This window comes from Wansuia hejianensis (genome assembly GCF_014337215.1).
GTDB lineage: Bacteria > Bacillota > Clostridia > Lachnospirales > Lachnospiraceae > Scatomonas > Scatomonas hejianensis.
Window position 1 is genome coordinate 3,099,252 of sequence record NZ_CP060635.1, and the last position, 23,978, is coordinate 3,123,229.

Annotated in this window: 16 protein-coding genes; 13 read left to right on the top strand and 3 right to left on the bottom strand. The window is 52.5% G+C overall.

Going from position 1 to position 23,978, the window contains the following annotated elements:
* Positions 1-5: 5 nt before the first annotated feature.
* The 7 genes from H9Q79_RS14325 (at position 6) to H9Q79_RS14355 (ending at position 16,775) form a co-directional block, all read left to right on the top strand.
* Entirely contained in the window at positions 6-10,937 is a 10,932-nt protein-coding gene (locus tag H9Q79_RS14325) for a MuF-C-terminal domain-containing protein (RefSeq protein ID WP_249328585.1), read from the top strand.
* A gap of 117 nt (positions 10,938-11,054) precedes the next feature.
* Positions 11,055-11,639: a BppU family phage baseplate upper protein gene (locus H9Q79_RS14330; protein ID WP_118647181.1), complete on the top strand. Its 585-nt coding sequence runs from the start codon at positions 11,055-11,057 to the stop codon at positions 11,637-11,639.
* Positions 11,640-11,650: 11 nt separating this feature from the next.
* Positions 11,651-13,834 (top strand): hypothetical protein, encoded by a 2,184-nt coding sequence (locus H9Q79_RS14335; RefSeq protein WP_249328586.1) that lies wholly within the window; start codon positions 11,651-11,653, stop codon positions 13,832-13,834.
* Between the two features lie 68 nt (positions 13,835-13,902).
* Entirely contained in the window at positions 13,903-14,604 is a 702-nt protein-coding gene (locus H9Q79_RS14340) for a BppU family phage baseplate upper protein (RefSeq protein WP_249328587.1), read from the top strand.
* Positions 14,605-14,622: 18 nt separating this feature from the next.
* Entirely contained in the window at positions 14,623-15,273 is a 651-nt protein-coding gene (locus tag H9Q79_RS14345) for a collagen-like triple helix repeat-containing protein (protein WP_147371489.1), read from the top strand.
* Positions 15,274-15,283: 10 nt separating this feature from the next.
* Positions 15,284-15,766: a phage holin family protein gene (locus H9Q79_RS14350; RefSeq protein ID WP_118647173.1), complete on the top strand. Its 483-nt coding sequence runs from the start codon at positions 15,284-15,286 to the stop codon at positions 15,764-15,766.
* Positions 15,767-15,779: 13 nt separating this feature from the next.
* Positions 15,780-16,775, top strand: coding sequence for a peptidoglycan-binding protein (locus tag H9Q79_RS14355; protein ID WP_118647171.1), 996 nt, complete (start codon positions 15,780-15,782; stop codon positions 16,773-16,775).
* A 37-nt stretch (positions 16,776-16,812) separates the two neighbouring features.
* Here H9Q79_RS14355 and H9Q79_RS14360 read toward each other — a convergent pair whose 3' ends face one another.
* The 3 genes from H9Q79_RS14360 to H9Q79_RS18550 form a co-directional block, all read right to left on the bottom strand.
* Positions 16,813-17,139 (bottom strand): sporulation initiation factor Spo0A C-terminal domain-containing protein, encoded by a 327-nt coding sequence (locus tag H9Q79_RS14360; RefSeq protein ID WP_118647169.1) that lies wholly within the window; start codon positions 17,137-17,139, stop codon positions 16,813-16,815.
* A 177-nt stretch (positions 17,140-17,316) separates the two neighbouring features.
* Positions 17,317-17,715 (bottom strand): type II toxin-antitoxin system HicB family antitoxin, encoded by a 399-nt coding sequence (locus H9Q79_RS14365; protein WP_118647167.1) that lies wholly within the window; start codon positions 17,713-17,715, stop codon positions 17,317-17,319.
* 44 nt (positions 17,716-17,759) lie between these two features.
* Complete coding sequence (locus H9Q79_RS18550; RefSeq protein WP_118647165.1) at positions 17,760-17,945, bottom strand: type II toxin-antitoxin system HicA family toxin; 186 nt, start codon at positions 17,943-17,945, stop codon at positions 17,760-17,762.
* Positions 17,946-18,210: 265 nt separating this feature from the next.
* Here H9Q79_RS18550 and H9Q79_RS14375 point away from each other — a divergent pair, with 265 nt between their 5' ends.
* The 6 genes from H9Q79_RS14375 (at position 18,211) to trhA (ending at position 23,852) form a co-directional block, all read left to right on the top strand.
* Positions 18,211-19,080: a SpoIID/LytB domain-containing protein gene (locus H9Q79_RS14375; RefSeq protein ID WP_249328588.1), complete on the top strand. Its 870-nt coding sequence runs from the start codon at positions 18,211-18,213 to the stop codon at positions 19,078-19,080.
* 91 nt (positions 19,081-19,171) lie between these two features.
* Complete coding sequence (locus H9Q79_RS14380) at positions 19,172-19,357, top strand: hypothetical protein (RefSeq protein WP_249328589.1); 186 nt, start codon at positions 19,172-19,174, stop codon at positions 19,355-19,357.
* A 104-nt stretch (positions 19,358-19,461) separates the two neighbouring features.
* Positions 19,462-20,244, top strand: coding sequence for a M23 family metallopeptidase (locus tag H9Q79_RS14385; RefSeq protein ID WP_249328590.1), 783 nt, complete (start codon positions 19,462-19,464; stop codon positions 20,242-20,244).
* Between the two features lie 909 nt (positions 20,245-21,153).
* On the top strand, positions 21,154-22,608 hold the full coding sequence (locus tag H9Q79_RS14390; RefSeq protein ID WP_249328591.1) for a DEAD/DEAH box helicase: 1,455 nt from the start codon (positions 21,154-21,156) through the stop codon (positions 22,606-22,608).
* A 73-nt stretch (positions 22,609-22,681) separates the two neighbouring features.
* Entirely contained in the window at positions 22,682-22,918 is a 237-nt protein-coding gene (locus H9Q79_RS14395; RefSeq protein ID WP_118646771.1) for a GIY-YIG nuclease family protein, read from the top strand.
* Positions 22,919-23,180: 262 nt separating this feature from the next.
* The gene (trhA, locus tag H9Q79_RS14400) at positions 23,181-23,852 is read left to right on the top strand and encodes a PAQR family membrane homeostasis protein TrhA (RefSeq protein ID WP_249328592.1); all 672 of its coding nucleotides are present in this window, start codon (positions 23,181-23,183) and stop codon (positions 23,850-23,852) included.
* Positions 23,853-23,978 lie beyond the last annotated feature (126 nt).

Genomic DNA, 23,978 nt, shown 5'->3' on the forward strand with positions numbered 1-23,978 from the left:
AAAGTATGGCAAGAACGATGGAAGAGATTGAAGAGGAAATCCGAAAAGCGCAAAAGCAGAGAAGGCAGAGCGCGGTTCAGGGAAGCGGGAATACGGCCGGCCAGTCCCAGAGGAATAGCCAGGAGATTGAAGAAAGGATCCGGGCAGAGCAGAAAAAGCGGACGCAGGAGCAGTCAAGAAACCGGGCGAAGCTTTCCTTCGGAGGTCCCACCCAGGACATTTATCAGGGGAGGGAACGTTTATACCATGCCCAGGGAACCGATAACTTCATAGATCCAAAAGCGACGGATTACCGGGCGCAGGGAAACAACCTGTTAAACAACCAGCTCACCCAGGCGGATACAGACAGACTCAGCTACCAAAAGAATTATGATTTTCTGAGCGATGCGGTTAAGGAGAGCCTGCGCCAGTACCAGAAATACCAGGATCTCTCCATAAACCCGACCGTGGACGTAGCCACCCGGAAAAAGGCAGCCTCTTCTGCCAAATACATAAACGACACCTATGACGATTACCTGGGAGAGGATGGTTTCCGGCAGTTTTTACAGTACAAAGAGGAAGCCGACAACGCCATGACGGTCGATCGATGGGATGAGAAAGTGAAGGCGAAAGAGGACTGGGTGGATCGTCTGACAAAAGAACAGGAAGAGTATCTGGATATCCTGGCTTTTCATAAAAATGCAGGAAGAAGAGGAGCGGCGGCGGCAATCTCCGATGAACATGGGCTTCGGACCCAGGACAAGGATGCCTATGCGAAAAGCGAGCTTGTCAAAAGTGGATTGAGTGAAGAGGAAATCGATGAGCTTGTGAATATCCGAAGAGGGGCAGAGGTGAAAACGACCCGTACCCCTGAAGAGGAGTTAGCGTATGCCTCCGATTACATCAATTCCAAACTGACCGAGGAGCAGAAGGGATATCTGCGGGAGTATAAGGACTATGCAGATGGAAGAAAGCAGCCACAACAGGGAGAAGATCCGGAAGCGATTGCCCAAACCAGGGCCGTCAGTGAGGCGAAGGCCAAGCTCATAGAAAGCGGCGTTACGGAAGAGGAGTTTGAAAAGATCAATCAGTATGCCAGCGAGTTATACAGTTACTACGACCGCTTGGAACAGCAGCAAAAGGCCTATGATTCTGTCCATACGGGAAGCGCAGCAGGGGATGTGGGAGGTGGCATCCTGAATACAGCAAAAGCGATCGCTGTATCCCCTGTATCAGGTTTTGGAGCACTGATGGAAACGGTTAACCGGGCATTTTATCCGGATCAGGCAGCCCCGGTAAACACGAACTCCACCTTTTATGGGCTGTCAAATAGGAATACGGACTGGAAAAATGCGACTGCCCAGAGGATCGCAGAGTTACCGGCAGGTGAACTGGGAGCGAAAGCTTATCAGGTGGGAACGTCGATCGGAGAATCTGCTTTTAACATGGCGATCGGCGCAGGAATTGGAAAAGGGCTGGGAGTGGCGTCTCTGTCGGAAAAGACCGCTCAGGCAGTGAACCACTTGGTGACTCTCCCTTCCTTCGGCGCGAATGCCTACGCAGTCACCCTCCAGGAAGCCCAGAACCGGGGGATTGATACGGATGATGCTGTAGCCACGGCACTGGTGGCCGGTTTGGCGGAAATGGCGACGGAAGTCTGGTCTTTGGATCATTTCTGGGACATCGCGAAGAGCCAGGGCACAAAGGCGGCCCGAAACGCCGTCATCGATGTGCTGGTGCAGGCAGGGGTAGAGGGAAGCGAGGAGGTAGCCAGCGATCTCATCAACCGGGCAGCGGACGCCATCATCAACGGGGATCAGTCTGCCTACAACCAGTCTGTACAGGAATCTATTTCCCAGGGAATGACCGAAGAGGAAGCCAAACAGAAGGCGACCAAAGAGGCAATCCAGGGAACAGTCGAATCCTTCTTAGGGGGCGCGGCCTCCGGCGGCATCATGGGCAGCGCCGCCCAGGGCGTCAAGCTGGTCACCGACACCCAGTCTGCCAAACAGATGTTTGCGGACGGGGATTACCAGAGCTTCGCAGAGGCCATCGACACGGAAGAGGGATCGTATACGAACCGGAACGCCTGGGAGACGGCCAAAGAGGCGCAGGCGTTGGCCGGGGACTATGCCGCCCAGAGCAAAGAGGGAGGGAGCATCCGCACACAGGAGCAGAGGAAGCTTTACAACCTTGTGATGGATACGGCAGAAATTGAAAGCGGGAACCGGAAAGCGGAAGCGAACGCAGTGGAGCGGCAGAGCAAAAAGGACGGGCAGACAACCCGCCGGTCTTTGGAGATCCCGGAGCAGACGTATGAGGAAACGGATGTTCCGAAGGCGTACCAAAGCCAGGGCATCTCCGAGAGTGAGATGTTCGATCGCATGGCGAAGGCACAGACGGCAGAAGAGCTGACCGAAGCGTACCGATCCGGCCGGGAAACGGCGGATGGTACAGCCCGGCGCCTGGCGGACAACGCTTACCAGCAGTATTCCGGAAAGCTGCTGACAGAAGGAAAGGTTACCCAGGCACAGCTGGATGCGGCGATGAGTCGGCCCACAAAAGCACAAGCCTACTTAGAAGGGGCGAACGGGACGGCACAGGATGCGCTGGATCTGACGGATGAGACCCGGATCGCCTACAATGAGGGCGTGCGGCGCCGCACCGAGGAGCTGGCCTCCCGGACGGTACAAAACGCGGAAGACATCCGGGAAATCCGGATCCGGGGAGTGGGCACACAAGCGTCCGTCACCTACAACCAGGCGACGGTTTCGGCGGAGGACTTCCGCGCCAAAAACTTCGGCGTACAGACACTGGTGAACCAGGCCTTAAACCAGAACACGGAGGTGGCCGCGAACGGATATCTCGCGCATTACCCGGCCGGGGTGCCGATCACCTCATACACGAAAGCCTTCCAGACCTTTTATGACGCCGGGGCGGCCGGTGTGAAAAGCTTCAAGGAAACCATGAAGGCCAACCGGTATATGTCTGCTCTCGTCCCAGAAAGAACCCTGGAATCGGTTTTTACCCTGGGAGGCAGGGAATTGTCCATCAAAGACCAAACAGCCGTTAAAACGGCCATACGCAAAGGCACAGGGACGGTCAAGGACCTGCGGACCAATAAAACCCAGGAGGTGGCCCTTCTGCCGGTTTATGAAGCGTATGCCAAAGCGACAGGGACTACCATTGTTCTGAAAGATGATATGGACGCCCACATCAACGGAAGCTTCCAAAAAGCGGCCAGCGAGATTGTCTTTAACACGGGCTCGGACAAGGCCTTCTCCACCTTCTTCCATGAAGCTGTGGGCGAGTATACGCAGGCCTGGAACGCCGAAGGGATGAAGGAGGTGCAGGAAGCGATCCTTTCCTACGTGGTGGATACCAAAGGCGCGGAGTATCTCAGCCGCACAGGAAGACGCTACCAGAGCGCCTATATGGCCCAGGAGGGGACAAAGAGCTTCCGGGAAGCGATGGATGAGTACGTCAACGACGGCATAAGCGGCCTGTTTACCTCAAAGGAGGGGATGCGCCAGTTCGCGAAGTGGCTGGATGGCCACCAGAAGGCATCTAAAAGGAACGTGCTGCAGAAACTGGCGGACTGGATCAAGAACGTGGTGGATTCCTTAAAGAAGGCCCTGACGGGTTCCCGGCTGAGCGAGGCCACCAAGACGGTGGCGGAAATGAATATCGAAAGAGCGAACAAGCTGCGCACCCAGATTTTGGATGCGCTAAGCGTCGCGTCGGAACATCAGGCGAAGGCGGCCAAAACCGGCGATCTGACAGAGGCGGAAGTGAAGTATTCCCTGGAGGTGGTTGAAGGGACCATCCTGGAGGAGCGGATCCAGGACGCCCTGGAGCATCCAAAGGAGCAGAGCCATATCTACATCCAGGACACACCCAAAAGCCTCCAGGAAATCCTGGGGATCGGAGATCTCCCGATGCTGATGACCAGCAACCACATCTATTCTGTGGTGAAGACAGCTGAAGAGGCGAAGAGGGAAGGAAACTTCCGGAAGAATGTAAACTACCATGGACTGGGAACTGAACGGCTGATACGTGCCATGGAAGCTTTGGAGGATCCGGTTCTGATCGCAAAATCCACCACAGATCCAGAAAGCCTGGATCTTGCGGTTTTCACAGAGATTTTAGATCAAAAGAACGCGCCGGTTATGGCGGCGATCCGGATTGCGGGAAAAGGGAAAATAGGGGGGACGTATATTGACACGAACTTTATTTTGTCCGCCTATGGAAGAGGAAATACGGAAAATTATATTGAAAGCGCACTGGAAGAAGATCGAATTTTGTATGAAAACCGAACAAAAAGCCAGCAGTTGCAAGTCGACCCAAGGGTACCATACCCAAACATCTCTGCAACTGCTGACTTTACTGAAAATCTAACACGGTTCCGGGAGAAAGTCAAGGAAAATCGTCGCATAAGTTTTGACAAAAACAGCCAGGCAGCGGAAACGGGCGCTGAGACACAGAAGCCTGCAGCAGAAAAGACAAAGTTTTCCCTAGACGTGCCGGTGGAGGAGACAAAGGATCTGATCGCCGTACACAACCTGTCGGAGGAAAAACTCTTGAAGGATCTGGAGCTGGGCGGATTTCCCATGCCCTCTATCGCGATCACCAAAGCGGAGCTTGGCCATACGCAGTTTGGAGACATTTCCCTCCTGTTTCGGAAAGAGACCATTGATCCGGCCAACAAAAAGAACAAGGTGTTTGGCGCTGATGCCTGGACGCCCACCTTCCCGAAGGTAGAGTATGAGGTAAATGAAGAAGCGGTCCGGAAGGCACGAGAGGTGCTGCAAAAACTTCCGGAAGCCTCCCTGCCGGAAGAATACAAAAGAAGAGCCGAGAGCTTCGTGGAAAGCCTGGACTACAACCTGGACCGCTATGGAGGAAAAGAGGGGATTCTGGAGTACGCGAAAAGAGAGGAGGCTTTAAAGGCTGCCTACCTGGCCGATCAGGGAGGGACGGCGGAGACCCGAACCAAAGAAATACGGACAGAGATGTCAGAAGCCGAGAAGGAGCAGGCATCCACGATCCTGGAAGCGCTGGGCCAGGATAACGGATTTTCGGAAAAGCTGTCCGGAAAAGAGGCCTATGACCGGTATGGCTATCGGATCAAACAGGCACTGCTCGCCTATTACCAAAGAAACGGAATCAACGAAGAGACCGCGCAGCAGGTCGTAAGCAGCATGACAAAGTTTCAGATTGCAAACGAATACCGCAAGGCCAAAAAATACCGGGAGAACGGCGGCGTGGACGTGAAAACGGAAGTCGACTACGCTGCGATGAAGCGAGAGATCGAAAAACGGACGGATCCGGATGGCTATGAAGCGTGGCTGGAGGAGCTGTTTGGACAGATCGAGGCGGATGCCGGACTTCCCAACGGAAAGGATCCCTTTACGCCCTCCGGGAACCGGAGGAGCTTTCAGAGCACCCACCTGCCCTTCACGCTTGAGAACGTGGTCAAAGCCATGAAGGCCCAGGGCACGAGGAATGTGGCAGGGTTTAACGGGATCAAGACCATTCGGGCGGAGGCCACGCCGGCGCTTACGAGCATCCGGGGAATCAAACAGGAATCCTCAAGGCTCCAGAGGCTGGACACAGAAAGCTATGCCCAGCTGGTACAAAAGCTGGACGACCGGCTGATGGAGGTATTAGCTGACGTCCGGGACGGAAGCGGAAGAACGGATGATCTGATGGCGTTTGACGAGATTGGAGACATCATGGTACTGGCGGCACAGCATCCCACGGCGGAGCAGGTGCAGAAGGCATTTGAGCCCTATGCCTGGACCGTAACGCGCCTGCAGGCGCAGGAGATGGCGGAAATCATGCAGGAAGTGGCGAAAATGCCCGTAGACATGTTCGAGGCGAAGCCAGAGCGAGTGGTAGGCTTTGAAGAGATCGCCCAGGCAGTCCTTCCGGATACGGCCAGTCAAAAAGTAAAGGATGCCTTGACAGAAAAAGGGATCCCTTACTCAGTGTACGCCCATGAGGACCAGAAGGCCCGGATCGAAGCGGTGAACGCCGTGGAGGAGATCCGGTTCTCGATCGATGTGGCAGAAGAGGAGTTCTCCCGCCAGTATGATCAGTGGAACCAGAAGGATCCGACAAAAACTTTTCGCGTAGGCATTGCTACAGAAGCGATTCGCCAGCTGGGGTATCGCCCCTTAAACATTATGGTCGATTCAGCCAAGCTGAAAAAGATCAAAGAGAAACATCGAGGAATGACGGATCAGGTGCTGAAAAAGCTGCCACGCGTGGTCATGGATCCCCTGCTGATCTTGCGGTCGAAGCAATCTGAAAGCAGGCTCGTACTGCTCAATGAACTGGAAGATGCCAACGGGCACACGGTAATCGCTGTTCTCGAGATGAAACCGAAGGATAAGAAGGGAGCTGTTCTGGAGGAAATAAAATTGGCTAGTGCTTACGGAAAGGATTCTATCCAGAATCTGATCCGTACAAGCACTGTATTGTATGTGGCCAGGGATGAAAAAAGAATCAACCATTGGAAATTTACTACTGGGCTCCAATTGCCGGTCGTGTTTCCAACGGTTGATTCTAAGAACAGTATACCAGATTCTCACCAAAATGCAACTCCCATTTCGGACGAAACGGACATTCGCCATTCCCTGGACATCGATGAGGCCCTTTTTGACGCCCTGGACGGGGTGGATGTTGCCGATGAGGTGTTTTTGGACGAGGCGGGAAACGAACGAACCGTCAACTACCAGAAGGAGTCCATCCGGGAAGCCGCTTCTATCCTGGAAGAAGGGAACGAAGCCTTAAAGGGCCATCCGGTGAACCGGTCCCTGATCCGGCGGATGGCCTCCTCCCTCTTGCAAGAGTACGATTCCGCCTATGACCGGAATACCTTCGCCTCCAACTTAGAAAAGGTCTTTTCTTACATGCAGACTCAAGAGTCCGTAGATTTTCAGGACATGCTGCGGGTGATGCAGGAGGTGGCGTCTCCTGTGGTGGAGGCCTCCCGGGATACCATATCTCCCTCCGGAGACTACCAGGCGGTAAAGGAAGCCCTCTCTTCCTACCGGATCGCTCTGAACAAGGAGCAGAAGGCAGAGGTTGTAAACGCCTTTGGAAGCTATCAGGCATTTAAGGCCGCCGTTGCAGGCCGTATCCACGTGACGGAGCAAGGGACGGCTTTAGATTCCCTGTGGGGAGAGATCACCGAGCAGTCTTTGGGGATCTTGGATCCCATGGAGAGCTCCGGCAACCAGCCCCTGGCGCTGTATGACCTGCTGGAACAGCTAAAGCCAAAGAAGCAAAATGAATATGGCGGGGACAACAGTGACGCCGCCTATGACCTGGCGCTGCAGATCGTGGAGCGTTACTACGAGGCCCAGGGAAGAGAAACGGGGCAGGCAAAGGCGTATCAGGCGGCGAAGCGGCTCCAGAAGAAAAACGCCGAGTACCGCGCCAGGGTGCGGACACGCTACCAGGAGCGCCTTACAAAAGCCAGAAAAGAGATCAAAGAGCATTACCAGGAGAGGATCAGCCGTCTGCGAAGTGAAAAGAACCAGAGGACGGAAGAGCAGCTGGCAAGATTAAAGGCAAGGCACCGGCAGAGCGCTTTAGAAGCGAATAACCGGAGAAAGGCGTCAAAGGAGCGAGTGGCCATCATACGGGAAGCGCACGCGATCACAGAGATGCTCCTGCGGCCGACGGATGAAAAGCATGTACCGGAGAACATGAAAAAGCAGACCATTGAATTCATCAAGGCAATTGACCTGGTATCCCATCGGTCAAGTGAGGATGCGCGCGAGACTGTGCGCTGGCAGGAAAAAATGAGGGGCCTTCAGACGATACTGAACCGGGTCATGAACAACCGGGAGCAGGATCCTGAGCTGGAACAGGTGCGCTATGTCATAGACCCGGACACGGCCAGTATACTGAACAACTGGCTGGAGCGTAACAGGAACACACCGAAGGTTTCTCAGATGGAGTATGAGGACCTGTACGAGCTGCGCCAGGTTTTGCGCTCCTGGAAAGCGGCGATCTCAAAGATGAACAAGAACTATAAAAACGCCAGGTATGAAAGCGTTCAGGCGTTAGGGGCCGCAAGCTTTGCGGAACTGAACCGCCTGCCCCGCGCGAAGGACCGCACAAAAGCCGGCAACCGGATGCATGAGCTCCTGAACATCGATATGCTGGATCCCTTCAGCTACTTTGAGGAAATGGGCGAGGCGTCGAACTCCGTCTTCCGGGAAATTCGGGAGGGCTTTGACACCCGGATCCGGCACCTGAAAGAAACCAATGAGTACATGCAATCGGCCATAGGGAAAACCAACGTATCCAAATGGACCGGCGACAAGGCGGAAGTGAAGACGTTCCATACATTGGAAGGGGACATCCGCCTGACAGCCGCCCAGGTCATGTCTTTATATGAACTCGCAAAGCGTCCGCAGGCGGAAGCCCACATCCTGGTAGGCGGCATCAAGGCGGACGCGATACGTATGGGCAGGAGGGAAGTGCGCCAGGCAAGGGCCGTACACGTCAGCAGGCGGGAGCTGCAAGAGATTACGGACACCCTGACGGCAGATCAAAAGCGGATTGCAGACGCCATACAGAAATATATGGGCGCCCAGTGCGCGAAGTGGGGCAACAACGTGTCCATGCAGATGTATGGGTACGAGAAGTTCACAGAAGAACATTACTTTCCGATCAAGGTAGATAAGAACACCGTAGCGGTTTCCGACAAGAGCGAAGAGAACGCCTCCTACTATGCGGTACAGAACATTTCTGCCTCAAAGGCCCTGACGCCAAAAGCGAATAATCCGCTGATGCTTCAGGACATCTTTGATGTGTTTACGGACCATGTCGTACAGATGGCCACGTATGACGCGTTCGCGATGCCGATTTCGGACGCCATGCGTTGGATCAACTACAAGGAAGTAATAAGCCAGAACAAGAAGCAGAAGCTGTATGCGTCCATGCAGGAGGAGATGGACGCTGCCTTCGGAACAAAGTGGAAGGATTACTTCAAGAACTTTATCAAGGACATCAACGGCATGAGCCGGTCTTCCTACGGGACACAGTATGGGGCAAAATTCATGTCCAACTATAAAGCCCATGCGGTGGGCGCCAACTTCCGGGTAGTCCTTCAGCAGCCGACGGCGTATCTTCGGGCGGCGGCGGTCATGAATCCAAAATACCTGGCAGCGGCGGTGCCCTCCCTTGTGCAGGCGAGAAAGCTGGCAGCGGAAGTGAAGGAGAAGAGCATGGCGGCCTGGTGGAAGAGCCAGGGCTATTACGACACCTCGATCGGCAGGACCGAGAAGCAGATCCTGACAGGCATTGCCACCACCAAAGATAAAATCAGGGACGCGGCCACAAAGGCTGCAGGCCTTGCGGATGATCTGACCTGGGGAGTTTTGTACCAGGCAGTCAAGCTGGAGCAGGCCGCAGAGTTCCGGAAGGCAGGGAAAACAACGGACACCCAGGATTACCAGGAGGCATGCATCAGACGCTTTGACGATGTGATCGATCATACACAGGTCATTGACTCCCTCATCCACAGGTCGCAGTTCATGCGAAGCACGGACTTTATGGCTAAGATGGAGACCGCTTTCATGGCGGAGCCCACCAAAAGCTACAATCTGCTGCACAGGGCGTTGACCAAGACAAGACAAAGCGGCACGAAGCGTACGAACCGCAATTACAGGTTCATAGCCCGGGCAGCCGCAACCCATGTGCTGACGAACCTCTTAACCTCGGCGGTGGCGGCCGTGGTGGACGCCTTCCGAGACGATGAGGAAGAGAAAAAATGGCTGGAGAAATGGATGGAGTCATTCGGCTCGAATGCGATTGACAACATCAATCCGATGAACATGATTCCGTTCCTGAAGGAAATTTCCTCCGGTTTGTCAGCGGCGCTGAACGGGACGAATTACTCCCAGTCCAGGATGGATATAGACGGAATCACAAGCGCCGTTACAATCCTGGTAAAAGATGTGCAGGCAATTGTAAACGGAAGCTCCAAAAAGACGCCCTACGGAATGTTCCGGGATAATGTCAAGGCATTCTCGATGCTGACCGGAATCCCGGCCTACGGCGCCCTCCGGGAGGTGCAGACCTGGTGGAACGCCCTGATCGGAAAACAGGCGGAGAACTTAAAGCTGACAACGAAGCAGCTGTCCGCCTCCGAGAAACAGAGACAAATCTTCAGGGAATACCTGGACGCCGTGGAGGGTGAGGAGGATGCAAGGGAAGCGATGGAGGCTTTGATGGACCAGGGATATCACAGAAGTGAGATCCTCTCTGCCCTGCGCTCTGAATACGCGGCCGATTACCGAACGGCCGATGAGGAAGAGAAAAAGTCCCTGGAGGAGAAGCTCTCCCCGGCCCTGGAAACGCTGGGGGAGGACCCAAAGGAGACGCTGGTAGGCTGGGTAGGATCATCCGTCACCTATGAGCAGCTGGATGCGGCGATGAAGGAGGGAGACGGCATTCAAGAAGCTGTGGCCACCCTTGTGGAGGCAGGGAAGGATCCGGAAAGCGTCAAAGAGCATCTCCGGGGAGACTACGCGGAGGATCTTGCCTACCGCTCCGAGCACATGCCCTCTACCCTAGGGACGGAGCAGGCGAAGGCGCGGAAAGCCCTGGAAGCACTGGGCTATGACCAGGCGGAGGTGATCGTACGGAACTGGACAAACGGTTATGCCACCACAAGCGGAGAGAAGTACGGCCGCCTGTTGGACGCGGTAGAGTCCGGGGACGATTACCAGGGGGCACTGAAAGAAGCCTATACCATGAGCGGGGGTGATACGGGGAATATCTTGGGCGCCCTCACCCGCCAGTTTAAAGAGCGACTGGTAGAGAGCCGGGATGTGACGCTTCTAAACCGCCTGCTGGCGATCTACATGGCGCTTGGGAAAACGAAGCGGGAAGCCGAGCGCCAGATCGCCCGGTGGTTTACGGCGGAAGGATAAAGAAAGTAGCAAACCCGGATCCGGCCGGGACGAAGCCTGTATCAACCGAAAGCGGAACGGGCAAAAGCGGAGCGAACCGGCCAAAATCGGATCCAAAGAATTAAGGAGGAACAATACATGCAGATTGACTATACCCTGGTGATGGATTTCGCCAGGCCAAAGAAGAGCTACAGCATCCTGATCGCCGAGGGGGACCAAAGAAGCCGGGTGCTGAAAGTTGTCCTCATGAACAATGGAAAAGCCATGGATCTGTCCGACGTCCAGACCGCCACCATCAAGGCGGTCAAGCCGGACGAAGCGATTGTTTTTGGGGACGGGACGATCGAGACGGATGGAACAGGGAATCCAACAAACGTGGTATCCTACGTGCTGCCGGCGGATCTCTCGGACGTGGTGGGAAGGACGTCTGTGACCGTCACACTGGTCAGCGAAGCGGCCGAGCGGATCACCACGCCGGAGTTTTATGTGATCGTCGGGAATCAGCTATACAACGAAAATGATTACGTGTCGGAGTCGGATCTGACGGGCTTCCAGGATCTCTTAAACCGGGCCCTGGCGGCGGTGAAAAAGGCGGAGCAGCTGGCGGTCTCCCTGCCCTGCCCCTACGCGCTCTCCGTCGTCCTTGGGAACACCACCTATACCTATGACGGGTCGGCGGCGGTGACCGTGGAGCTGACGGACGGGAACAACCTGTCGTATTGAGGAGGAAGGCCATGGCAGAGTGTAATACAGTGGTATGCAAAACGTATATAAAAAAGGTCGGGGAGGCACTGCGCACGCTGAAGGAAGATCAGGGTCTTACCTATGCGCTTTCCGTCCTTCCTGCCGCCATCCAGGAGGTATCCCTTCCGACCCAGACCGTCGAAGGGGAGGCAAGCGTCTGGATCTATGAGGGGAAGGAGTACGCCCTGGTAGAAAAAGAGCAGGTGAAATATGCAGTCACCGTGGAAGAGGGAGCCTTAAAAGAAATCAAGTATCCGGAACGCCTGGAGGTGACTACCCAGCCCTATAGGAGGCGGTATGTCTTAAAAAAAGGCGAGGAGAGCACGGTACTGGACATCACAGGGCTGACGGCGCACCTGGTGTACGGGGACGGAAGCAAGGAAGCCTATCCCCCGGCCATCGATCAGACCCTGAAGCGCACCGATGCTGGCATGGTGGAACTCTGGTTTTATAAAGAGGTCTTGGGACGCAAGTTCTGGGCGATGTTCTGTGTGGAGCTTTGCGACGAGAACGAAAACGTGGAGCTGGACGGCGCATACCTGTACCAGATCGCGGACGCCATCCGAAAGCGGAACGGCCGGAAGCGCCTGTACCGGGCCAGCGAATTCGCCCAGGCCCTTTTGGACTTACGGTACGCGAACTATCCCAACCCCTCGGAGGTGCTCCCAACCGACGATCCCTCCTACCTGGAGGTAACCCATCTGCCAGACCGGGTGTATTACGTCATCAAAAGCCTGGAGCTGTCTGTGGCCATCGACTATACAGGCCTTGTCATCTGTCTGGTGCAGAAAGAGGGCCGGACGGAAGTGACAGAAGAGTGTACGATCCTTCCACGGGACGGAGATCTTTTGTATCGGACGGATCAGGGGATCCTGGAGTGCCAGGTGGAGTATCTCGGGGAGACGAAGATCTATCACACCTCTTTTGAGCTTTCCGTACGCGCGGAAGGGGAAGAGACGGTCCCGGTGCGGCCGCTGTACATTTATGTGGCCGCTTTGCCGGACAACGTATCCTATGAGATCCCGGAGGGGGCGCTGTTTGTGAGTACAGACCACACGGGCGTCCGGATCGAGGCGGTGTATGAGGATGGGAGCCATGTGGATGTCACGGGTGCTTGTACCATTGCCGGAGGGGATCTGTACCGGAGGGAGGGCACAGGATTTTACAGCCAGGCCTGCCCGGTCTGGTGGTTTGAGAAAGAAAGCTGTCAGGAGTTTACCACCTCCTTCCAGGTATACGTCTACGACCTCAATGAATCGGAGCACGTGGTCAGCGAGACAATCGCCTGGAAGGACCCGGATGGGTATACCAGCTATACCTGGTCCTCCAGTGACGGATACACCTACACCACGGGCACGAAAGAAAAACGGATCAAGAAGCTGGTCTTCTATAAGGAGCCGGCAGATATCCCCTTACACTTTTCTCCTCCGGAAGTAACGCTCATGGAGAACGGGGTACAGGTGAAGAAATATGCGGTCCGCATCTTCCAGCTGCTGAGAAATGCAGAGGTACTCTTGATCTACGAAGACAACACTTCGAAGAGCGTTACCCCCCAGTATCTTCTGGGAAATGGCTACGAGCTTTCGTCCTACCTGACAGAAAAAGACATCGAAGAATTGCCGGAGGGGGTGATTACCCCGGTCACGGCAAAGGTGGTAAGGAACCAGATACGCCTCTATGACAGAAGCAGCATCCGTCTGATGGCCTGGGAGGAGTACGAAAAGCGGTATCCGTACCGGGTACATGTCCGCAGCGTGATCCGGGAAAATTATATCGAGCAGAACGAATCGACAGGGAATGTCGATCACACAGAGGTAGCTGAATACTGGTTTGTCTCTTTGAAGGCGATTACAGAAACGATAGAAAGCAAGGACGGAGCAGATGTATATACCCTGGACATGGCAGGGGAAGAGGATCCCTCCTTAAACCGAGACTTTCGGGCAATCAGCACCAGCCTGTTCTGCCAGGAAGGCCGCTGGAGTGAGGGCCCGTCGGTAAGCTGGAGAAGCTGCCGCGGGATTGCAGCTGGTGGAACAGACTTTACCACCTGGTTTTCCAGGAGATCCTATCGGATCATCACAGCCTCCGGCGGGGAAGTCATTGGATCCGGGACGGAAGATTATAGCATCCTCTATAACAACCTACCGGATTCCCCCTATTACAAGGTGACGTAAGGGGTAAGGTATGAATTTGAAAAAAAACCGTGTACAATAAGGGAAAACCAGTCAGGAGGGAATAAGGAATGGAGATACCCTATACATTGATCATAGACCTGGCCAGGCCTTTAAAAAGTAATACCATCCTGATCAGTGAAGGGGATGCCCGGTCGAGACGCTTATACATCGTCCTGATGAACAACGGGAAAAAGCTGGATATGAAGGATGTGCAGACCGTGACCATCAAAGGGGTAAAGGCGGACGATACGATCCTCTTTGGGGACTGCACGATCGTGACAGACGCAGAAGGCCAGCCCACAAACACAGTGACCTATGTCCTGCCGTCCGCCCTTGCGGATCTGCCGGGGCGCACCACCTATACCCTGACGCTGAACAGTGAGACGGCAGAGCTCATCACCACCCCGGAGTTTTACACCCAGACCAACCGGCAGCTCTATGACGAGGATGATTACCTGTCGGAATCAGATCTGTCGGGCTTCCGGGACTATATGAACCGGTCGTTGGCGGCGGCGACGGCAGCGGAACACGCAAAGGCGCAGGCACAGACCAGCGAGACGGCAGCCGGCGTATCCGCGTCTCATGCACAGGCCAGCGAAACGGCAGCGAAGCAGTATGAGGAGCTGATCGAAGAGCAGATCAGGAACCATATAAAGGGTCCGGTAGGTCCGCAAGGCGAAAAGGGAGAGACCGGTCCGGCAGGAGCGGACGGGAAAACCCCCGCATTTTCTATTAATAGTGCGGGACATCTGATCGCAACCTTCGAATAATTTAAGGAGGAAAAATAGATGGCAACAATTACGATTGACTTAGGCAAGGTAACGGGAAAATCCGCCTATGAGACAGCGGTAGAAAAGGGCTATACCGGCACAGAAGAGGAGTGGCTGGCATCCCTGGTGGGACCGAAGGGCGAAGCAGGAGAGAGAGGGCCAAAAGGAGCGAAAGGGGATCCGGGAGAGACGGGGCCAAAAGGAGCGAAAGGGGATCCGGGAGAGACGGGGCCACAAGGAGCAAAAGGAGATCCGGGAGAAAAAGGGGAAGCCGGAGCAGAAGGACTGAGCATTTTTAAAAGCAGCAGAAACACAAGCACTCTTGCAACCAGCATTCCTTTGTCGACGATTACCATTCCGGAAGGTAGGAGCTTGAAGGCAGGAGATCTTCTATTGGCAAACGATACGTACTCCTATCTGTACCGCGTAATTGCAGTAACTTCCGACGCAGCAAGTGTTACCTATCTGTGCAGATTAAGAGGGGAAGACGGAGCCATGGGGATCGTGGACTACCAAACGGCGATGAATTTAGCGCACCCGGTAGGAGAAGTCATAATGTTTCTAGATGATACGGATCCGAATAACTTGTATCGCCAGTTTGGGCAGGTATGGGAAAACACGGGAGCTACACAGGACGGACTGGCAATGAGATGGGTGCGGACATCTTAAGGAGGAAAATATGGAAAAGACAAATGTAATCAAAGCGGGAATTACGGCGATCCTATCTTTCTTGACCAGTCTGTGCGGGGCATTGGCGGTGCCCATCCTGCTGATGGTGCTGTGTAACATCATTGATTATGCAACAGGATTGATGGCCTCCTCTTACCGGAAGGAACGGATTAATTCATACAAATCGATCCGGGGAGTGATCAAGAAGGTATGCATGTGGCTGTTAGTGGTGGTCGGCGCCATCGTGGATCAGCTGATTTTGTATGCAGGAGAAGTACTGGGATACAAACTGCCTTTTACGTTTTTGGTATCCTGTGTGGTAGCGATTTGGATTGTCTGCAGTGAGCTGATTAGCATACTGGAGAACATCGTAGATATGGGGGTGGCAATCCCCGGGTTTTTGAAACCGATCGTACAAAAAATAAGAAACGCCGCGGAGGAAACGGCCGGTATAGAGGAAGAGAAGAGTAGTAACCGCGGCGGAGAAGAGTAAAGGAGTAAGAATCATGTCATGTGAGAATTACAAGCAGTATGACAACCGATGGGCCAGCAAGCGTTATGCTGGTGACACCATGGCCGGATCTGGCTGCGGGCCGACCGCGGTGGCCAATATCGTCCAACAGATGCCCACGGAGGTTGCAAAATACATAGAATCGAAGGGCGGCACAGTCTCCGGGCACGGGACGATCTGGTCCTATATAGACGTGGCCCTGGATCACTTTGGATATAATGGGAGGCAGCTAAACGGAACAAGCCTGTATGGCGTACAGGGAAGCGCTGCGGAGACAACCTGGAAGAACGCCATGTGGGCAGGAAACCACTACGGGATCCTGCTCATGGGACCGGGCGTATTTACGAAAGGCGGACATTATATCACGATTACCGAGTATGACGGCAACCGATGTTACGTACATGACCCGGCATCAGCCGCAAGGGACGGCTGGCACCCGTGGAGCGATTTTGAGGGGCGTGTGAAGGTATTTTACCTGGCAGATCGGGCAGATCGGAAGGATTCTGCAGGCAGCGGCGCGGAAGAGACGTCTGTGAACACCTACAGCTTCGGGCTGGAACAGATTGATCTGGGAAGTGTTGGGATCTATGTCCTGCTGGCGCAGGAGATCCTGCTGCCGCGGGGATTCTACAAAGGGACACTGGATCGCAGCTTTGGCCCGCTGATGGAAGCGGCTGTCAGGGCATACCAGAAGAGCCGCGGCTTCCTGGCCGTAGACGGAAGTTTGGGAGCTGCTACCTGGGCGGATCTCCTGGCGCTGCCAAAAAGAAACGGCCTCTATGTGCTGAAACAGGTAAAAACCGGAGATCAGGGAGTGGAAGTCCTGCTCCTGCAGGAGATCCTGAAAGCAAGGGGCTATTATAAAGGCGGCCTGGACTGGAGCTTTGGACCGCAGACAGAGAAAGCAGCCAGAAAGTATCAGGCGGACCGCGGTCTGAAAGTAGACGGCGTGGCAGGGCCGGAAACCTGGAAAGACTTGATCGCGCTGTAAGTAGCATCTCCCGGAGCTTCGGCTCCGGGGGATTCAATTAGTTATCCTCATTTAGATATCCTGCAAGTATTTCTATTAGTTCTCCTACAGTCGGAGGTTCATAGAACTTTCCACTGCTGATTTTTTCGATAAATTCTTTCCCGCCATTTTGCCAGGCGTAGTCACGGGCAGTTCGAATATTTCGCTCGATGTCTTGATAGGTGAGCTGATACTGGTCTGCTACAGGCTGGTAAATCTGTTTGATTAATGAACATAATCGTGATTCATCTTCGGCAGCTAATTCTACGCATAGAAGCAGGTAATGATAACCTTGATAACGCTTTGAAAATTTTGCCTGTTGCAAAAGCTTATCTGTTCTTTTCATTTTACAATTCCCTCCTTACATTTTTATAAAGAGATTGTAAAATATTTCCATGTTAAATTGTATATAATTACATTATTCGTTATAATACGACAAGGTTTTATCTCATTCGCCATTGAGAAACGGGTCGCATAATAAGGCACCCCTGGCTCTACTTTCTTAGTGGGCCAGGGGAATTTTTTAATGATTCTGCATTTTTTGAATTAAAGCTTCCTGCAATACCTGGGAGAAATTTAACCCGGCAGCAGTAGCGGCTTCATTTAGCCATTCTGGAATAGTAAGGGTTTTTTTTACTGCTTTATTATTATACATTTTTCGATAAATCATAGTGTCACAGGCGATGTAATTTACAAATTCACCGGGTTTTAGTGCAATAGTTTCATGATTAGATGGAGCAGGTATTGATTTATTGTCTTTTTCATATCCATATAATATAAGTGCCAGTGCGTCTTCGGCCATTTCAATACCATCTTCTAAACTATCCCCACAGGTATAGCAACCATCTAAGTCAGGAAAAAGAATAGAATAATTTCCGTTTTCTTCAGGTGTAAAGACTGCTGGGTATACATATTTTGCCATAATGTTAGTCTCCTTTTCATGTTTATTTATATGGATGGAGGGGCTTATTTTCTAAGCCCCGCATCGGTAAGTATGTTATTAAGTGTTCCAATTGGTACTTCGGCTTTGTGCCTGGGAACCGGGAATTGTCTCTTTGTAATCTCGCTGTACCATATATCATGTCGACTCCCGTTTCGTATTATGTAGCATTTGTTCTTTTTAAGAAGCTTTATTAATTCTTGAGTCTTCATGTGTCTCCCCTTTCTATGATATTATTATAACACGTATAAATACGTGTGTCAATAACGATATGTATAAATACGTGCAGAGACAACTCAGGGAAATTTTTTATTGCTTTCAGCTGACATATATAATAGGAAATAAGACAGAATAAATGTGAACGGTTAGTCACACGTTTGTCACAAAAAAGCCCGGAAACCCGCATAAATACGTTGTTATACATAAAATGCTATTAAATTCCATATACTGAACCAAATCCCTGGGGTCGTTTAGTATATGAAAGAATCAGCGAAATATTTGTTTTCGGTCGGGGTGCTGCTGTTGATGCTCCCGTTTCTGCTTACCGTAATACTGTCTGGAAAGGGAGCGGTATCCGTATCAAAAGATATTGATATAGAGATGCTGCTCCCTGTCCGCCTTTATCAGGAGATACCGGAGGATGCGGAGGCTGAGATGATTAAGGCCCAGGCTATACTGGCCAGGAGCCGCCTGTATCGGGAGCTTTCAGAAGGCGGGAATGCCAGGGAGATCCTGGAGAAAAACAGAGAATATGAAAAGGCTCATACCGTCTATCCGGATGTTATGACGAGCTGCAGACAGGCTGTGGCAGATACAGAAGGGCTGGTGCTTACATATGGCGGACAGGTCGTGGAAGGGCCGTTTTTTGCCTGTGGCAACGGGAAGACCAGGGACGGAATTGAGGTCATGAGTAAAGATGATTACGGATGGCTGGTGAGTGTGGAGAGCAGTATGGATATAGACAGCCCCGGTTATCTGTCCGGGACTCTATTTGGGAGAGCAGATTTATATCAGAAGCTGCTGGACTATACAGGGGATACCTCACTGAAGGAGGAAACCGTCTATGAACAAATCAGTGTCCTGTCTACAGACAGCGCGGGATACGTAATGGAGGTTCAGGTGGCGGACACCCACCTTTCCGGTGAAAATTTCCGGAAACTGCTGGAACTCCCCTCGGCCTGTTTCTCCATGCAGGAGCTGGACGGAAATCTGCGGTTTCTCTGTAAAGGAGCCGGGCATGGGCTGGGAATGAGCCAGTATGGGGCGAATGTTCTGGCGGAGCAGGGAAAGAGCTGCACGGAAATTCTGAAGTACTACTTTCCACGATGCGATGTCATGCAGAGATGACGGTGATCGTTCAGCCATTCGCTGCTCTGCCAGGTGTTCCAGTGCTCATGCAGGGCGATCCAGATTCTTACGTCATTAAAGAGAATACTTTGTGGAACAGTACAAACTGTTCCCCTTCCCTGCCAGGTGCATGAGTTACGGGACACTCTGGGGAATACTTCGTGGAACAGCGAGAGCTGTTCCCCCTCCCTGCCAGGTGCATGAGTTACGGGATATTTTGGATGATACAAATGTAACGGATGAACATGATTCTGTGACAGCGATCCTGGAAGGATGAACTGATACAAATAATGAGAACAATGAAACTAAAATGAATGTATAGATTTCATAAATCCGGCAACCCTACTAAGGAAAGAAAATGAACTTAACGAGGTGACGAATATGAAATCTAATCAGAGAAAAGTACGTCTGGCAGTTTCCGGTTTGCTGCTGGCCGCAGTAGTCGCTACCGGAATCTTTGCGTATAATCAGGATCATGCGAAAGAGGAACAGGCCAAGGCGCAGCAGGAAGAAGTAAAGGATAACCTTTCAGAATCCACAGAAGAACCGGCAGAAGACGTAAACACCAGCAATGCAGACGCTGATCTGCCCGAAAATGAGACTGCGGAGACAAGCCCCACAGTGACGCCGGAAGTGACGGCGACACCAGAGCCTACAGAAGCACCGTCTGAAACACCTGCCCCGGAAGCCGGACAGACTGCTACAGATACGGTACTCCCGAATCTGGACTTTAATGAGAATACTGTGCTGACGGCACCCATGTCAGGAATCTCCGGCGAAGTGCTGATTCCCTACAGCATGGACAGCACTGTGTATTTCCCCACTCTGGATGTGTATAAGTGCAGCCCGGCGGTAGTGTTGGCTGCTGAAGTGGACACGCCTGTTGCGGCTGTTGCCAAAAGCCAGGTAGTTTCCGTAGAAGAAACGGCAGAGACAGGGCTGACACTTACAATGGATATGGGTAACGGATATCAGGCAGTTTACGGACAGTTGAAGGATGTCACACTGCAGGCCGGCGATACGGTAGAAGCCGGAACGGTGATCGGCAATATCAGTGAGCCCACGAGATATTACGTAAAAGAGGGAAGCAATCTGTATTTTGGAATGACAAAAGACGGAGCGTCTCTGGACCCAACAGAATATCTGGCACTTCAGGCGGAGTAAAGGGATTAACAATTTTCGGAATTTTGTATATAATATAAGAGATAAAGAATTGCCATTACGGAAAATACGCAATCGAAGTTCTATACTGGCAGTATTTTCAAATGGGTAGGGTACTTTTTTATCGATTGCTTTCTATAAAATATGGGGCTGCTGCGCGCCTTGCATGTGGCGGCCTCTGTACATAAATTATAGTTTTGTGGCGAGGTGGGGGTGGATACCCGGACGAAAAGCAGCGGGGGACCTCCGGCGGTTGCGGCCTGTTGGGCAGACTGGGCTTCGGGTTGAAGTGATTCTAAGACTTCCGGAGTCCACTCTCCAGGGGTACCGGGGAAAGTCCGGTGGAAGGCTTGATGCCTTCCATCCTCCGTCCCCCTCGCCCGCCGTGCTTGAGGCACAGCGGACGCCCCCTGGAGAGCGGCTTCCGGAAGTCAAGAATCACTAACAACCCTGCAGAGGTCTGCCCGTCAGGCCGCAGCCGCCGGAGATCCCCCGCTGCTTTTCTGGCTGTTCCAGACGGTACAATGGCTCTCGCCAGAGGTGGAACCCCGATAGTCTCAGGCGGTAGATTTCGATATTTAATAAAGAAATACTGGCGCCAGTCGGCCGCGATAAGCCAGTGATTACTGTCTGAAACCATCCTGATGACACTTTCGGAGAACTTGGGTGAAGAGTTTTAGATCACCAGAGAGGCTGGGTATCCAAAACGCCCTCCCTTCCCCGACCAATTGGAAGCAAAACTGTAATTTTGTATTTAAATGCTTGCAAATATGGGGAAAAGGTGGTAAACTATAAAAGCTGCTTTATGCAGTAAGAAAAAATAGTTCGTAGCAGAAAGTTGATGCCCTTATGCCACGCAGCATAAAGGCATCTTATTTTTTATGCTGTATATTAAAAATTGAGGAGAATTATATGTCGCAAATTTCTTTATTTGATTCACTGTCACTGTCACCGCAGCTGTCACGCGCTGTTTCTGAGATTGGTTATACGCAGGCCACAGATATTCAGGCGCAGGCAATCCCTTATCTGCTGGAGGGGCGGGATGTAATCGGCCGCAGCAGCACCGGTACGGGAAAAACTGCCGCGTTTGGAATTCCAGCTGTGGAGTGTGTGGATGGCGGGATGAAACGTCCGCAGGTGCTCGTGCTGTCGCCGACCCGGGAACTGGCCATGCAGATTGCGCTGGAAATGCAGAAATTTGCGAAATACAAAGAGGGGATCTGTGTTGCCACGGTCTATGGCGGGGCGTCGATGACGGATCAGATTCGTATTTTGAAACGGGCGAATATTGTCATTGGAACGCCGGGGCGCCTGATGGATCATCTGCGCCGTAAAACGCTGAAGCTGAACGATATTAAGATGGTCGTACTGGATGAAGCGGATGAAATGCTGAGCATGGGGTTTGTGGAGGATATCCAGACGATTTTGATGCAGGCGCCCAGCGAACGGCAGACGGTACTTTTTTCCGCAACTATGCCGCCGGCGATTCTTTCCATCGCCCGTCAATTCCTCAGCGATCCCCAGATGGTGGATGTGATGGAGGGTCAGGAAGTCCAGGCAGATATTGAACAGACGTATTATTATGTACCCCGCGCAAAAAAGCAGGAGGCTCTTTCCCTGCTGCTGCAGCAGGGCGGCGCCCGGCGCGCGCTGGTGTTCTGCAATACAAAAAGTATGGTGGATGAGCTTGCAGCAACTCTGCGCAGGCAGGGTATCCGGGCTGCCGGGCTGCACGGCGATATGACACAGACCCTGAGGACCCAGGTGATGAAAGGGTTTCGCAGCGGCAGCACACAGATTCTGGTTGCAACAGATGTTGCCGCGCGGGGGATAGATGTTTCAGAAATAGAGGTAGTAATTAACTTCGATCTGCCCCAGAGCTTTGAATATTATGTGCACCGCATTGGCCGTACAGGGCGGGCGGGGAAAAGAGGCCTGTCGCAAACGCTTATTACCGACAGCGGGCAGGCAGCTACCCTGCGCCGGCTGATGCGTTTTACCGGGAGTGAAATTGCAGAACGCCGTCTTCCCACTGGAAAGGATATGATGAAACATGCGGTTGCGAAAGCCGCGGATGAGACACTTCCCCTCCTGGAGCAGGGGACGGGAAAAGCCGCCCGGATGCTAGTTAACCGGCTGAAGGGAGATGAATATTCAGGCCTTGATGCGGAACAGGTTGCTTTAATACTGGCTGAGAAATTAATTGGCGGGGACAGCCAGTTTCAGACACTTGCCGTACCGGAGACCAGGGGCGGATCAAGACAAAACTTCAGAAATGACTATTCCGGCGCGGCGCGGAGGGCTAAAAGGACGGGAAGACGTTCCGGGCCTGTCACGTCTGCGGGGAGATCTGCAAAGCACAGCTGATTGGCATAAAAAGCCGTCCTCCGGGATCAAATGTTGTTGGTTTAAAAAAATATGGTGATAGGGAGATTGAAAGATGAACTATACATACATATTGAGGTGCAGCGACGGTACGTATTATACTGGTTGGACAAATGACCTGGAAAAAAGGATACAGAATCACAACGAAGGTAAAGGGGCGAAGTACACAAAAGCCCGCCGTCCGGTTACACTGGTCTATTATGAGAAATTTGAACAAAAAGAAGCCGCCATGCGAAGAGAATGGGAAATAAAACAGCTTACCAGACAAGAAAAAGAGCTGCTATTTATGTGAGCCCTGGGCGGCTTACAGATAAAATCAGGCCTTTCATAAAAGAAGGGCCTGATTTTCTTTTTCTGTATTTGAAAGTATGCATTTACAGCAGAAAAGTCTTTCTGAAAGGTATAAACGTAAAAGTATTTTTTTGCAGAAATTGGTGAAAATAAAAAAAAGAATTGAGAAAAAAATGATTGCTTTTTTCTATAGAGTGATGTAGTATAATTATTATAACACGTAGTAATAATAACTATATTATATAGAAAAGGAGTGATGACATATGAAAAGCGTTGCAGTGAAACAAAATTCCCGGCTGAAAGATCCTGGCAGCGCGATTACTCATGGCATCGGATGTATGCTTTCTGTTCTGGCCGCTCCTGCCTTATTGGAAAAAGCCGCCGCCGGACGCGGGATTCCGGGAGTGGTGACGTTAGGAATATTTATGCTCAGCATGATCCTGCTGTATGGCGCCAGCACCTTATACCACAGCCTGGATGTAAATCCCGGTGTGAACCGCCGTCTGCGGAAGATGGATCATATGATGATTTTCATTCTGATAGCCGGAAGCTATACTCCGGTCTGTACCCTGGTGATGGGAGGCAGGGCAGGAACAATACTCTGTACCGTAATCTGGGCGATGGCGCTGGCCGGAATGCTGATAAAGGGTATCTGGATCACCTGTCCCAAATGGTTTTCATCCGTCATATATATAGCGATGGGCTGGCTGGTAGTAGTAAGCTTCCCCTGGCTTCTGCCCGTGCTGTCTAAACCCGCCTTCAGCTGGCTGTTTGCAGGAGGCGTGATCTACACAGTGGGTGGAATTATCTATGCGCTCAGGCCCACAGCATTCGACAGACGACATCCCTGCTTCGGCAGCCACGAAATCTTCCATCTGTTCGTAATGGGGGGAAGCTTTTGTCATTTTATGATGATGTATCTCTACGTGGCCTGATTCCTGTCTGGCATGGTTCAGCAGCATTGCAGATACCCGGATAGAAGAACGGGGACAGAATGGGGAGCATTGCTCCCCGTATTCTATCCCCGTTCTTTCGTCCGGGCATTCAAATGCTGCAGACCT